10 protein-coding genes are annotated in these 13994 nt (G+C 60.6%); 8 read left to right on the top strand and 2 right to left on the bottom strand.

From position 1 onward, the window contains the following. Positions 1-27: 27 nt before the first annotated feature. The 4 genes from C7416_RS20445 to C7416_RS20430 are packed head-to-tail and all read left to right on the top strand — an operon-like array spanning position 28 to position 8280. Positions 28-1554 (top strand): TIGR02677 family protein, encoded by a 1527-nt coding sequence (locus C7416_RS20445; protein ID WP_111520614.1) that lies wholly within the window; start codon positions 28-30, stop codon positions 1552-1554. Then, the gene (locus C7416_RS20440) at positions 1551-2819 is read left to right on the top strand and encodes a TIGR02678 family protein (protein ID WP_111520613.1); all 1269 of its coding nucleotides are present in this window, start codon (positions 1551-1553) and stop codon (positions 2817-2819) included. The genes C7416_RS20445 and C7416_RS20440 overlap by 4 nt, the downstream gene beginning before the upstream one ends. A gap of 11 nt (positions 2820-2830) precedes the next feature. After that, positions 2831-7003, top strand: a complete 4173-nt coding sequence (locus tag C7416_RS20435) for a TIGR02680 family protein (protein ID WP_258401140.1) — start codon at positions 2831-2833, stop codon at positions 7001-7003. Then, the gene (locus C7416_RS20430; protein WP_111520611.1) at positions 7000-8280 is read left to right on the top strand and encodes a TIGR02679 family protein; all 1281 of its coding nucleotides are present in this window, start codon (positions 7000-7002) and stop codon (positions 8278-8280) included. Before C7416_RS20435 ends, C7416_RS20430 begins: the two co-directional genes overlap by 4 nt. A 444-nt stretch (positions 8281-8724) precedes the next feature. Here the strand turns inward: C7416_RS20430 and C7416_RS29000 are convergent, their stop codons facing one another. Continuing rightward, entirely contained in the window at positions 8725-9405 is a 681-nt protein-coding gene (locus C7416_RS29000) for a PIN domain-containing protein (RefSeq protein WP_146604296.1), read from the bottom strand. A 321-nt stretch (positions 9406-9726) separates the two neighbouring features. Here C7416_RS29000 and C7416_RS20425 point away from each other — a divergent pair, with 321 nt between their 5' ends. From C7416_RS20425 to C7416_RS20410, 4 genes are all read left to right on the top strand, one after another. Next, positions 9727-11610 carry an AAA family ATPase gene (locus C7416_RS20425; RefSeq protein ID WP_258401139.1) on the top strand — a complete coding sequence of 628 codons (1884 nt, stop codon included), beginning with the start codon at positions 9727-9729 and terminating at the stop codon, positions 11608-11610. A gap of 110 nt (positions 11611-11720) precedes the next feature. Next, positions 11721-12926 (top strand): McrC family protein, encoded by a 1206-nt coding sequence (locus tag C7416_RS20420; protein WP_258401138.1) that lies wholly within the window; start codon positions 11721-11723, stop codon positions 12924-12926. A 36-nt stretch (positions 12927-12962) separates the two neighbouring features. Continuing rightward, positions 12963-13223 (top strand): hypothetical protein, encoded by a 261-nt coding sequence (locus C7416_RS20415; protein WP_258401136.1) that lies wholly within the window; start codon positions 12963-12965, stop codon positions 13221-13223. 55 nt (positions 13224-13278) lie between these two features. After that, complete coding sequence (locus C7416_RS20410) at positions 13279-13377, top strand: DUF1484 family protein (protein ID WP_309250942.1); 99 nt, start codon at positions 13279-13281, stop codon at positions 13375-13377. 140 nt (positions 13378-13517) lie between these two features. Here C7416_RS20410 and C7416_RS20405 read toward each other — a convergent pair. Then, a partial coding sequence (locus C7416_RS20405; RefSeq protein WP_146604299.1) for an EAL domain-containing protein occupies positions 13518-13994 on the bottom strand: 477 nt, incomplete at its 5' end.

Genomic DNA, 13994 nt, shown 5'->3' with positions numbered 1-13994 from the left:
GGGCCCACGGGTGACAAGGGTATTTCCATGCAACAGAAAGCGACTGCCGCCGAGCTGTTCCGACATTTGAGCGCCGAAAAGTCGGACCTGTATCGCCGCATCATGGATGTATTTGCTGCGGCCAAAAGACAGTATCGACTTCAGCTGCGCCCTGACGAAGTCTTGGCCGAGGCTGCTTGGCCTGATGGTGCACCCCGTATTGAGGAGGTGAACGCGGCCTTAGCGCAATTGACCGAATGGGGAAATCTCGAGTCCCAGCCTGACACCGCGCGCGTTTCCTCTCTTGCCGACTTCTACCGAGCTCGGTTCCTGTACCGGCTTTCCCATGGCGGCGAGGCTGTCGAAGCCAGTCTGGCCGTGTTTTACCAAACGTTGCAGCGTCGGGCCGAATTGCAGTCTGTCGCCCTCGAAGATATTGCGAGCCGCTTGCAGGCGTTGAAACACTTGCTGGATACCGACCCTGTCGAGGTCGACGTTGGCAAGGTGCATCCCATTCTGCGCGATCTGTTCGCCGTGTTCCACAGCCTTGCGGAGAATGCCCAGGCTTTCATGGCCGGCGTGGCACGCAGCCTTGAGCTTCAGCAGGCAGAGGCCGGGACCGTCATTGACTACAAGCGCCGGCTGATCGAGTACCTCGATCGCTTCTTAGGCGATCTCGTGCGGCGTTCCGAATCCATCGCCCAGCAGATCGAGGATCTTTCATCACGAGTCGACAGCATTTTTCTGCTGGTAGCGGAGCGGGAAGCCCGCGATGCTGCGCCGGACAATGAGCAGGACCAATCCTACGAAAAGGTCACGCGCTGGCGTGCGTGGCGTGAACGCTGGAAGGGCCTGCGCGGATGGTTTCTCTCGACCGGCAACGCGCCGCCTCAAGTGGAGTTGCTACGGGCACGCGCCCGATCGGCCATCCCGCAATTGCTGGGAGCTATTGCGGCGCTGAACGAGCGCCGAAGCGGCCGCAGCGACAGGTCCGCCGACTTCCGGGTTCTGGCCCAATGGTTCTGCGCCTGCGGCACAGACGCGGAAGCGCATCGGCTGGCCCGAGCTGCGTTTGCCCTGCATCCCGCTCGCCACTTCTCGCTCAACCCTTCCGGCGACGAGGAGCCACCTGCGAGCACCTCCTGGATAGATGCGCCACCGTTGCGGATCAATCCAAGGCTGCGCGAGTATGGTGAGGCGGCCCCGCGCGGTCCGCTCCCCCGCATACGTGACCGCAGCGCGGAGCGCGCTCTGATGGCAGCCCAGTTGGCCGAAGAATCGCGCCAAGTCGAAGCGGCTAGGCAGCGCCTGGCAACCGGACAGCCGATACGCCTGTCAGAATTCGGAGAGCTCGATCCTCACGCATTCGGCCTGTTCCTGAACTTGCTCGGCGAAGCGTTGTCCGAGCAAGCCCATCCTGATCAGGTCGTCGAGCGCCAGACTGGCGATGGACTCCTCAACATTAGGATGGAGCCACTCGATCCCGCTTCCCACGCGCGTATCGTCACGCCGGCCGGCACTTTTGCAGGCCGGGATCATCTTGTCACCATCTCATCGACGTACGAATTCGCATGAGTGTCAATCCTCGCCCCGACCGCGACAGTCGACGCATTGGAGAACTCCAAAGGGCCCAGCAGCAGGAGGAATTCCGACAGGCAATACGCGCCTTGCTGATGCAGCCGCTAATGTCACCAACACATGAGGCGTTCCAGGCGGTCCGACGGCAGGCCGACAAATTGCGCGACTGGTTTGCACGAGAGACCGGATGGCCCTTGCACGTCGAACGCGAGGGCGCCCGGCTTTTCAAGCGGCCCGCCGATCTCGCCGACGATACCCGCGGTCTGCCAGGGTACGACAGGCAACGCTACGCCCTCCTATGCCTTGCATGCGCGGTACTCGAGCGGGCAGATCCTCAGATCACGTTGCGTCTGCTCGGTGAGCGCCTGATGCAGTTGGCGTCCGACCCGGTCCTTGCTTCGTACGGATTCCGGTTTGCCTTGGGCACAGCGGCGGAAAGACGCGATCTCGTTGCCGTCTGCCGTACGCTTCTTAGCTTCGGTGTTCTGCAGCGAGTTGCGGGCGACGAGGAGGGCTTCGTTCACGCCACCAACGCGACGCAATCCGATGCCCTGTATGACGTCCAACGGCGCCTCCTGGCAGGCATGCTGGCCGCAGTGCGTGGGCCTTCGACCTGGCGGCCGAACGATGCCCCCATTGAATTCGACGCACGCCTGCATTCAATGGTTGCGGAGCATCTGCCGGACAGCGATCAGGGGCGTCGCGACGCACTCCGCCATCACCTTGCGCGCCGCCTGCTGGATGATCCAGTGGTCTACATTGACTCACTGGATGCCGAACAACGTGCTTACTTCACCAATCAGCGGGGTGCAATGGCTGGACGCCTCAGTGATGCCACCGGACTGATCGCGGAACAGCGAGCGGAGGGTCTCGCGCTTACCGACGAGTCCGGCGAGCTTTCCGACCTTTCCATGCCGGCCGAAGGGACAGAGGCGCACGCCACACTCCTCGTCGCCGAATACCTGGCCACGCGGCTGCGCGACACACCAGAAGGCGCATTGACGTCTCAGGATGCCGTGACGGCATACCTTCGAGCAGCGGCTGAAAAGTATGGCCATTACTGGCGCAAATCAGCACGCGAACCGGGGGCCGAATTGGAACTGGCCGAGATCGCACTCGACCGGCTACGAAGGCTCGGCCTGATCGCGCGCGACCCGCGCGAGATTCGTCCCCTGCCGGCGATCGCGCGCTTCGCCCTTGGCGATCCTGAAGTGCGCAGCCATTCCACCGACAGCACCGCCCGAGCCGCCGCTCTTCTCTGACCATGACAGATATGCTGTTCGATGCTCCGCCTCCCAACCGTCCTGCATTGCCAGAACCTCTGCGCGACCGGTGGCAACCCCTGAGAATTGGGCTTGTTGACCTTTTCCACTATGACAGCGAAGAGTTCTGGTTCCGGGACGGCCACCTACTATTGCGCGGCAACAACGGGACCGGAAAATCCAAGGTGCTGTCCCTGACGTTGCCCTTCCTCTTTGATGCTCAATTGCGGTCCTCCCGCATCGAGCCGGACGGAGACAACGGCAAGAAGATGTCTTGGAACCTGCTGATGGATACCTTTCCCCGGCGCATAGGCTATGCCTGGATCGAGGTCGGCTGGCGGCAGCCGGATGGTACGGCCCGCTACCTCACGCTGGGAGCCGGCATGTCAGCCGTGGCAGGCAAGGCGCAGGTCGAAAGCTGGTTCTTCATAATTGACGGGACATCCGTGACCCAAGTGCCTCGCATTGGCCAAGACTTGTGGCTGTCCAGCGAGCAGCGCATTGTATTAACGCGAGAACGCCTGCGTGAAGCCCTTGAGCCGTATTCCTGCGCTAAGGTTTTTGAAAGCGCCAGTAGCTACCGGCGCGCAGTCGACGAAGCCCTATTCCAGCTCGGTCCGCGGCGCTATGAGGCCCTGATGGATACATTGATCCAACTTCGCCAGCCTCAGTTGTCGAAGAAGCCGGATGAGGCCGGCCTGTCCCACGCATTGACGGAGGCGCTGCCGCCCATGCCGGCGGAATTGCTGGCCGACGTGGCGGTGGCACTCAACCAGCTTGAGGAAGATCGCGAACAACTGGACAAAAGCCGTCAGCTCGAACAGGCAGTCAGGCATTTCGAGCGACGGTATCGCGAATATGCCGGTGCGCTTACCCGACGGCAGGCGCGTGAATTGCGCCAGGCGCAAACGGCGTTCGACAACGCCAGCGAAGAGCGAAACAAGGCACAAAGCGCACTGAACGATGCCGCCAAGGCTGAAGACGAGGCAGTGACCGCCCACGACGCAGCGAAGCTTGTCCTGGCTTCAGCACGGGAACGGTTGGAGACATTGCAGAGCGATCCTGCCAATCAGGACGCCAATCGTTTGAGCCAGGCTGAAAGGGATGCCGACGAGCGGCTGCGGGAGGCAGCCAGTGCCGAACGCCAGCGCGACATGGCGAGGCAACAGCTCTTGCGAGAAGAAGAGCGCTGCCTGGCCTCCGACCAGCGGGCCGAAGCCGCACGGAACGAGACGGCGCTGACGCGCGAACAATGTGCCGTGGCAGCCGAAGCCGGCGGCATCACCTTCGCACTGTCGGAGAGTTTCCTCCTTACATCCTCGTTTGACGAACTCGCGAAGAAGCAGGCTGCGGCCCTCGCCGAGGCAGGAACCGTCCTGCGCAATGCAGCGGTAAAGCGTCGTGATGAAATCCGGCATATGGAGCAACGCCACGCCCAGTTAGCCACCAGGCGGGCGACGCTCCAGACGCAACAGGACAACCACCGTGATCGACTGGCGGAGGCCGAGGAAGCTGCTGAACGGCGGCAACAGGCCGAGCTTGAGGCCGATGCGGCAGGCAGCGCGCTTGTCGACGCTTGGTCCGACCACTCCTGCACCCTGAAGGAACTGGAGTTCGATGGCGACGCCGTGCTGCCCGCACTTGCCGCCTGGACTGCGCGTCCCCAGGGCTCCAATCCCGCGCAGGCGGCGATAGTTTCCGCGCACGCGCGCGCATCGGTACGATACGCGACTCGGCAAGCCAGCCTGGCCGCGAGCCGGGCAGAACTGGAGCAACGACGCAACGCACTGCTCGCCGAACAGGAACAACTGTCCGCCGGGCAGGACACAGCGCCACCGGTCCCGCACACCCGCGGCCCTGGCGTGCGGGAAGGACGTGCCGGTGCGCCCCTGTGGCAACTCGTCGATTTCCGCGACGGTGTCACGCCGGATGAACGTGCCGGGCTGGAAGCCGCACTGGAGGCGAGCGGACTGCTGGACGCTTGGATCACGCCAGATGGCAGCGTTACCGACACGTCAGGGAAGCCAATCCTCGATACGCACTGGCACCGTCGAGCCACCGTGGCTGGGCATTCGCTCTTATCCAAACTTGAACCCTCAACATCTGAGCAGTCTCCGTTAGAACCGGAGCTGATCGAACGCCTCCTTGCCGCTGTATCCTGCGCGCCGACGGACGACAAATCGGCGGAATCCTGGATCAGTGCGGACGGCAGCTTTCGACTTGGGGCGTTAGCGGGCGCCTGGCACAAGGCCGAAGCCGTCTACATCGGCCACAGCGCCCGCTCCAGGGCCCGGGAGCGCCGGCTGGCCGTGATAGCCGCGCAGCTTCGGGACATCGATGCGGAGGAGGGTGAACTAATACAGGCATTTGAATTGCTATCGGAAGCGCGCGGCCGTGCGGAAGTCGAAGTGGAGAGGGCTCCATCCGATGCCCCGCTCCATCATGCAAGCCTGGCCGCCATTAGCGCGGGGCGCGAGCTGCAGAATGCTCAAGGGCGCCTTGCGCAGGCGGAAGCACAATGCCGGGAAGCCGAGGACCACCACTTCAAGGCACGGGAACAACTGGAAAACGACGCGAAAGATCTTCAGCTTCCCACCGCACTGGAGGACCTTTTCGATATCGCATCCGCTGTGGACCGCTACACGGATGCCATTCACGCACTGCTACAAGCGGTCCGGGAGTGGTGCAATGCATGGTCGAACCATCTCGTGCAACAGGAACGTGCCGAGGAGGCACGTGCATTGTTCGCCCAACGGGAGGAGGAACTTTCCACGGCCAACGAACGCGCTGAGAAGGCAAGAACTCGTTTCGATGTCCTGCAATCGACTATCGGCGCAAAAGTGGAAACGCTGCAAAAAAATCTGCGCGACGCAGGCGACATCGTTCGCCAGGCCGAGATCGACCTGGATCTGAAGCAGAACCAATGCACGCGCACCGGCGAAGCGCGCGCCGTTGCCGGTGCTATGGCAGAAACTGCTGAGAGAGTCCTGATGGAGCGCACCGCGGCACGCGTGCAGGCGGTGGAGCACCTTCAGCGATTTGCGGAAAGCAGCCTGCTGACATCGGCGCTCCCGGATCTCACGTTGCCCCACGGCATCGGCGTCTGGACGATCGATCCCGCACTGCAAGTCGCACGGCGCGCCGAGCAGGCGCTTCAAGGCATTGCGGACGACGCTGCCAACTGGGAGCGCATACAGCGGACCGTCTCCGAAGAACTGACCGAGCTGCAGCGGCTGGCAGGCGCCCTCGGTCATCACGCCACCTCGGAGCCGAACGACTGGGGGTTTACTGTCCACGTCATCTATCAAAACCGCCCGGAGCGACCCGATGCTCTGGCAGCTCATCTTGCTGAGGACATCGCGCAGAGGAGCGAGCTGCTGTCCGCGCGCGAACGCGAGATTCTTGAAAACCATTTGGAAGCAGAGATCGCGTCAGAGATCCAACGGCTGATGCGCGCCGCCGACAGGCAACTGGGTGCCATCAATGAGGAGCTGTACAAGCGTCCAACGTCGACAGGCGTGCGTTACCGATTGCAATGGCAGCCGCTTTCCCCGGAGGAAGGCGGCCCCGCAGGTCTCGACATCGCGCGCCAGAGGCTGCTCAACACTAGTTCGGACCTGTGGTCAGCCGAAGACCGCCACGTTGTCGGCACGATGCTGCACGAGCAGATCGTCCAGGAGCGTGCACGTGCAGAGAATGACCCAACGGTGTCAGGCGCAAGCCTGAACGACCAGCTCGCCCGCGCACTGGATTATCGCCGGTGGCATCGATTTCGGGTTCAGCGGCAACGTGACAAAGGAAGCGCTTGGCAGAAGCTGTCGGGTCCCGCATCCAGCGGGGAGCGGGCATTGGGACTCACGGTGCCGCTGTTTGCCGCCATCGCCAGCTTCTATGGCAGGGGGGGTAGCCCGCACGCGCCGCGGCTAATGCTGCTGGACGAAGCCTTCGCAGGAATCGATGATGCGGCTCGCGCGCATTGCATGGGACTGATCCGCGAGTTCGACCTGGATTTCGTCATAACCAGCGAGCGTGAATGGGCTTGTTATGCAGAGTTGCCGGGCGTATCCATTTGCCAACTCCAGCGTCGCGAGGGCATAGACGCCGTTTTCGTTTCACGTTGGACTTGGGATGGCCGCGCCAAACGGCAGGATAGTGATCCCGACAGAAGGTTCCCTGACGCATGACCGACATAAGCAAAGATCCAGGCGCCGATCCTCGACTGCAGCGACTGCTCGGTGGCCCGGCCCTCCGCGAACTGCGGACGCGGCTGAGGCGGGTATTCATGCGTGTCGACAATGACACCCGCGATGCCACTACTGCAGATTCCGTGCTGCTGACGAATCTCTCGCCAGTGGAGCATGAAGCCCTGGCTATATTGACAGGACGCCCGCCCCGTACTGCGAAGTCGCTGAAGCTGGACATCGCCGACATTGATGCCGTCTTGCGGGCCGCAGGCATTGCGGAGTCTCTCCGCACAGCACTGGAGATCCTTGACGGCCCCATCGTCAACGCCGCGGTGGTGAGGGCTGGCGTCCGGACGGCATGGGAACAGATGATCGCACACGAATCCTGGCACGTTGCCCTGCACGCTTGGCTGGAAACACCCTCGGCAATACGACTGGTAAAGCGCCTGTCGCGACAAGACGTTGCTATTGGACGAACGCTGCTCCGACGGGCTGACATGGTAATCAAACGTCTGCCTGCTGCTGGGATTCCGCGCTCGCAATTGGCGGCCGAATCGCTTGGCAATGCCCATGCACTGGACCAGGGCGAGGCCGCTGCAACGATCATTCTGGCCGTATGGCGACATCAGGAATTGCGAACCGACGGCTACAAAAACAACATAGATCGGAATCAGCCATCCGAAGAACGCGTGCGCGATGTCTGGGCCAGAGCGGGCGTGCTGGTAAACGAACTTGCCCGACCGGTACTGTACCTCAACCTGCCTATCGACAACGCCTCGCGAGGCCAAACGCCTGGCGAGCCCGGTTATGCATCATTGCGCCGGCTGCTGCGAGCAGCGCCTTCCTGGGCAGTGTGCGACAAGACCGTCTTTGTTTGCGAGAACCCTAACATTGTGGCGATCGCTGCGGACCTGCTTGGGGAACGCTGCGCGCCGCTGGTCTGCACGGACGGCATGCCTGCAGCAGCGCAACGCACACTTCTAACGCAATTGAGGCAAGGAGGCGCTCGCCTGGCCTATCACGGCGACTTCGACTGGCCCGGACTTCGAATAGGAAACTACGTGATGCGAGCCTGGAGCGCGACGCCCTGGCGGTTCTGCGAGAGCGATTACGAAGTCGCGGAAGCACACTGCGCGAAGACACGTCACGAACTGGGCGGCGACTTTGTACCGGCGATGTGGGACGACAGGCTGGCTATCGCAATGCAACGCCTCGGTACGACTATTGCCGAAGAGGCAGTAGCGAATGTGCTGCTCGAAGACTTAGGAGGATCGTAGACGGCGTAACAACGCAGGGGATATGGAGGTGCGGGCACGAATACGAGAGGCCTGCCTGGCGGGCTTCCAGTGGTAAATTTCTACAGGCTGTAGGTCCAAGCTCTCGGGCTCGCCGGTCCTTGCATCCGGCCTGTCAACCCTGCTTCGTGCTCGCCCACCCGATGGACAGCGGATTGCGATCCTCTATTACCGATGCAAGGCGGTTCGCAATGCAACCCACTAACCCCGCTCCCCAAGAGCACACCCTAGCCCAAAAGCAAGCCAAACTAGCCAGCCAACTGGTCTCGCGCCGTTTGCATCCTGGTACGCTGGCATTCCGCAAGTCCGGACCTTCAATGCATCTTCAATCCCCCTTCCGCCGGTCGCGTGAAGGAGAATGCGGCAACGGTAATTCGCCACATTGCGCACGCACCGTCGCGTGACTGCCTGCATCGCTGTCCCTACCTAACGACGAACACACACCCAACAGGTCCATTCCCCATCGTCATATAGCCCGTCGCCGGGCGCCATTGGCTGGCTGCAGCATGAGCATCGGATGCCCGATCTTGAACCTAAGCTGATGGGTCGAAACCTAAGCGGTGCTTTGCCTGCTGCGCGAACTTCGCGCAGCGTGCTCGATGGCAACTGTTGCTGATCTGGCGGCGTCGCGAAGCGGCCGCAGTATGTGCACCATCTGCCACCGTGATGTTCGATCGTGCTTGCGCGTTTGCACTTAGGACAAACGGTTCGTTCCGGATCCGCAAGGGATCCCGATACGTCTTCGCTCTGACGTATCGCCAGCTCGTCAAGACTGCTAATGCGCCGGCAACTGAGGCCATTCTGGTTAAGATAGCTCAGCAGCGGATCATAGCCCTTGTCATTAGAGAGCACGAAGCACACCCGGTCACGCGCGGTCTCGAATGTCCGGCCGAGATGAAACGCAATGTGGAAGTCCAGCGCATTGCGGCCGCTTCCTTCAATCTTCTGAAAATCGATTCGGCAGAATTTACCGTTCTGTCTGGTGAGCCGTTTTGGGGGGTGCTGCTTGCTACCAACGAAGATCAAAGTCTCGTAACTATCGTCGAGCGGAGATAGGTCGAGCTTCGATACGTTCTCGAAATCGACGAGAACCAGATGTTTCGCCATGGCCTCTGCCAGCAATCAACGAGTGTGGTGGGGTGTCGTACCGCTGAAGTGTACGCTGAATCGCGCATGGGTTATGGCACCCCACTCCAGTTGGATTGCAAACAGGTGGCCTTTTACGTCCTCTGTGGCCGTGCAATGAATGTCGTGGCGGATAAACAAATCCGCTACGCGGGAACGCGACAGGCCCTATACTTCTGCAAAAACAGTCGCCGGTGCTCGGTTAAGATCGTGGCGCAAAGTATAGAGTCTCCTCTATGCGACGCGTGCGACGGTGCCGGAGGAAGCGGACGCAGTCATAGCTCCGCGGTTACAACAAAAAATATGAATCCATTGCCCCCGCTCAATCAGATTCTTTTTGGCCCTCCGGGTACAGGAAAGACGTACGAAACGATTAACGCCGCGCTGGAGATTCTGGCACCGGAGTTTATCGCCGCAAACCGCGATGATCGTGCTGCGGTCAAAGGGCACTTTGATTCCCTGGTGGCTGCTGGGCACGTACGTTTCGTCACGTTTCATCAGAGCTTTAGCTACGAGGATTTCGTTGAGGGGCTACGGGCAGAGAATACGGAGGACGGGCAACTGACGTACTCGGTCGTTGATGGCGTTTTCAAAAGCCTGTGCGAGGCCGCTTCCGCGCAAGTGACCAAGCAGGCCGAGGCACCGCTCGATCTCAAGGGCCGAACGGTATGGAAGATGTCCTTGGGCAACACACTCGGGAGCGACGCGTACATTTTTGATGAGTGCATCGACAAAGGCTATGCCTTGCTTGGGTACGGTGGCCTGGTCGACTTTAGCGGCAGTAAGACGCGAGATGACATCATCAAGCGCTTCCAGGATGCGGGCACCGCTGTTGCCAAGGATGCTTATGAGGTCACCGCTGTCACCACGTTCGTGATCAAGATGAAGGCTGGCGATCTAGTTGTGGTCACGGACGGCAATATGAAGTTCCGCGCGATCGGGGAGATAACTGGCGCCTACCAAAGCATTAAGCGCGATGAGCAAGGCGACACTTATGGGCAGTGCCGTACGGTTCGATGGTTGCGTGTATATAAGCCGTCCCTGCCGTTCGATCAATTGATGACAAAGCAATTTAGCCAGAGAACGCTGTACGAGCTCAGTCCGGGGTCGATGGATATGGAGAAGCTGGAAGCGCTACTCCAGATGAAATCCCCTAGTGCCGGTACGCGCGCACCGAGTGATGTGCCATACCGCGTGGGTGAAGTGTTTGGCCGTGCATATAGCGTGACGAAAGCATCGGCGGATGTCCTGGAGTTGAAGAAGCCCAACGGCAACGAATTGGCATTCAGCATGCGGATGCTCAAGTTGCTTGCGGATTATGTGCGGCGGGGTGATCTGACCATTGAAGACATCAAAGAGAAGCGGGTATTCGAAAAGGTGCCCGAGTCCTCTCTGGAGCCTTACCTGGTCAATGGCTATAACAACATCCTCCCTGCGTTGGTCGAACGCCTAACTGGTATACGGCCGACATCTTCCGTCGATGACGCGGGTCCGCCGCCGCAGGGGGCAAAAGTCCTCATCATCGATGAGATCAATCGCGGAAACGTATCGCGCGTTCTAGGCGAACTGATCACGCTGATCGAGCCTTCGAAGCGCGCAGGCAATGCGGAAGCGCTTGAGGTGACTTTACCTTACTCCAAGGAGCGCTTCAGCGTACCGGCGAACCTGTACTTGATCGGCACGATGAACACTGCAGACCGATCACTGGCTGGGCTGGACTTAGCGTTGCGGCGTCGCTTCAGCTTCCGCGAGATGCCGCCGCGCCCGGACCTGCTGGATGAGGTAGATATCTCCGGCGTGAACGTGGGCGCGATGCTGCGCGTTATGAACGAACGGATCGAGCTATTGCTTGACCGCGACCATTGCATCGGCCACGCCTACTTCATGTCTCTGCGCGACACGCCGACGATAGAGGCGCTGGGTGAGGTGTTCCGTTCGAAGCTCATCCCATTGCTGCAGGAATATTTCTTCGAAGATTGGCAACGTATCCAATGGGTGCTTAACGATCATCGGAAGGCGCAGGCGCACCGGTTCATTCAGAAGCCGGCAAGTAACATAGCGCAGCTCTTCGGCGAGGGTGTTAGCGTTACGGATCAGAACCAGCGTTGGGTCGTCAACGAGGCTGCATTCTTGCTCGCTGAAGCGTATGCGGGGGTCATTGAGCTTGTTGGAGCTATGGCCGAGTGACAACTAATGTCACCGTACGGGAGTACGCGAGACTGACGACCGCTCCGCTCGCCGCGAACACGCTGGATCGTGCCCAGGTCTCTGCCACCGCTTTTGAGTGGCTATGCAGCTTGAACGCCGAACTGCGTCCATCGGGCTCGTCGCTGCTGCAAGTTGAGGATCGCCGCTGGTTAAGGCTCGACAATTACGTCGGTGTTGTCGAGACACCTTGCGGAACGCGAGTGGAGATTCTTCCCAAGCATGACGACGGCACCTGTGACGTCAGCAAGAGCCGGGAGCTGTTGCGCAGGATGATTGCTGGCGCGATGGACCTTCCTGTTCGCGAGGTGGGCGAGACCGCCCTCCAACGGTTCGATTCCCCATTGACGGAGTGGGTGATCGCGCAATTCTTGTCCGCGCTGGACCATTTAGTGAAGCGCGGTGTCCGATCCGACTACGTGCGCGTTGAGGCGGAGGAGCGCCATCTGCGCGGCCAGTTAGACGCCGTTCGGCAAATGCGTCAGCCGCTGGGGCGCCAGCATTTTTTTCAGATACGTCACGACATCTTCTTGCCAGACCGCGCCGAGAACCGCCTGCTGAAGCAAGCTGTTGAACTCGTCTGTCAACAAACGCAGAACCCAACCAGTTGGCGGCTCGCGCAAGAGTTGCGGGTGCTACTTCAAGACGTTCCCCGAAGCGCGAACGTTGCCGAAGACTTCAAGCGTTGGCGTACTGATCGGCTGATGGCGCACTATCAGGCCGTTAAGCCATGGTGCGAGTTGGTGCTGTCGCGCCAGATGCCAGTCTCTGTCGTCGGAAGGTGGCACGGCATCAGCTTGCTGTTTCCGATGGAAAAGCTCTTTGAGCGCTATGTTGCAGCTCGGCTCCAACGCGGCTTGGTGGCGGGGGCGCGCCTTACCACCCAGGCTTCCCGCCAATCCCTATGTGAGCACGATGGTGCGACCATGTTCCAGCTGCGCCCGGACTTGTTGATTGAGCATGCAGGGCAGCGTTGGGTGTTGGATACGAAGTGGAAGTTGGTGGATGGCGGAAACAAAGCAGGCGCTTACGGTCTGAGCCAGGCGGACTTCTATCAGCTCTACGCCTACGGGCAAAAGTACCTCGCGGGAAAAGGGGAGATGGCGCTTATCTATCCTCGCCGCCCGGCGTTTCTGCATCCATTGCCGGCCTTTCGGTTCAGCGCTGATCTGAGCCTTTGGGTACTGCCGTTCGACCTGGAGTCGGGGCGGCTAGTAGATGGTGCGATGACTAGTTTTCCGCTGAGGATAGATCCGGGTGACGTAGGATTCACTATCCCTTCGGTGGCCATCCACTGATCGCAGCGGGATACATAAGGCTGGCGAGGCACGAGCATGACAGAATCTTCCAAGCTCACTTCGGAGGAGCGCTTGCTGGCGGCCATTGCCTATGGCGAATCCTCAACGCGCGACCAATATGAAGAGATGGCGGCACTGGCAAGCGTTATGGTTCGTCAAATGAAGGCACGCGGCTATGCATCTATTGATGCCTTCACATCAAAGGATAAGAACTTCTCCTTTGTAAGAACAGATGGCAACGCACGCTACGTGAAGAAGTTCAAGGCTTTCAATGAGGGGCCGAAATTGAGGCAGTGATGAAGCGAGATACCGTCCTCGTGACGCTGCTGTTCATTGCCCCGTCGGGAGGTGCCTGCCGACCGTCGTACCTGGAATCGGCCTCCACGCCCTGCTTTTGCCGCTCAAGCCACAGCTGGTCGACACCGCCGACCGCCTGCAGGCGCTTGCCTGACGAGGAACACGCCTGCGCAATGCGGACCTGACAGCAAAACGGCGCGAGCTGGTCTCGCGCCGTTCTGGTTGTGGCCTGGAGGTTGTGCTGCAAGTTGATGTTCGGTGTCCAGTCACAAGCCCCGAAAGGCGCCGCTCCCCTCAAGTCACCGCACTCACAAACGCCTCAAACGCCCTAGCCTCCACCGGCGAACAAAAGAAGTGCCCTTGCCCGTAATCGCAACCAGCCGCCACCAGAATGTCCCGCTGCAACTCCGTCTCCACCCCCTCCGCAATCACGCGGATGCGCAGCGCATGCGCCATGCTGATAATGGCATGGCACAAAGCCACGTCGTCCGGCCCCCGCGTCAGCGAACGGATAAAGGACTGGTCGATCTTGATGTAGTCGATATCCAGCCGCCGCAGGTACGACAAGGACGAGTAGCCGGTGCCAAAGTCGTCGAGCGCGATCTCGATGCCGGCCGCCTGGAAGCGGGATAGCTGGTCCATGACATCGGCGTTCTGCTCCATCAGCGAGCCTTCGGTGATCTCGATGACGAGGCTGCCCACCGGCACGTTCCTGCGCTCGATCATGCTGGACCAGGACTCGGGCCCGCTCGCAGGGGCGCTGAACTCCAC

The sequence above is a fragment of the Cupriavidus phytorum genome, from assembly GCF_003254285.1.
GTDB lineage: Bacteria > Pseudomonadota > Gammaproteobacteria > Burkholderiales > Burkholderiaceae > Cupriavidus > Cupriavidus phytorum.
The sequence above is the reverse complement of the archived record's forward strand: the minus strand, read 5'-3'. Positions and strand labels throughout refer to the sequence as shown.

What these genes read in the sequence shown, in the direction of transcription:
- C7416_RS20435 (WP_258401140.1), top strand. Translation starts at nt 2,831, where the DNA reads ATGCTGTTCGATGCTCCGCCTCCCAACCGTCCTGCATTGCCAGAACCT.
- C7416_RS20445 (WP_111520614.1), top strand. Translation starts at nt 28, where the DNA reads ATGCAACAGAAAGCGACTGCCGCCGAGCTGTTCCGACATTTGAGCGCC.
- C7416_RS20430 (WP_111520611.1), top strand. Translation starts at nt 7,000, where the DNA reads ATGACCGACATAAGCAAAGATCCAGGCGCCGATCCTCGACTGCAGCGA.
- C7416_RS20440 (WP_111520613.1), top strand. Translation starts at nt 1,551, where the DNA reads ATGAGTGTCAATCCTCGCCCCGACCGCGACAGTCGACGCATTGGAGAA.
- C7416_RS20425 (WP_258401139.1), top strand. Translation starts at nt 9,727, where the DNA reads ATGAATCCATTGCCCCCGCTCAATCAGATTCTTTTTGGCCCTCCGGGT.
- C7416_RS29000 (WP_146604296.1), bottom strand. Translation starts at nt 9,405, where the DNA reads ATGGCGAAACATCTGGTTCTCGTCGATTTCGAGAACGTATCGAAGCTC.
- C7416_RS20415 (WP_258401136.1), top strand. Translation starts at nt 12,963, where the DNA reads ATGACAGAATCTTCCAAGCTCACTTCGGAGGAGCGCTTGCTGGCGGCC.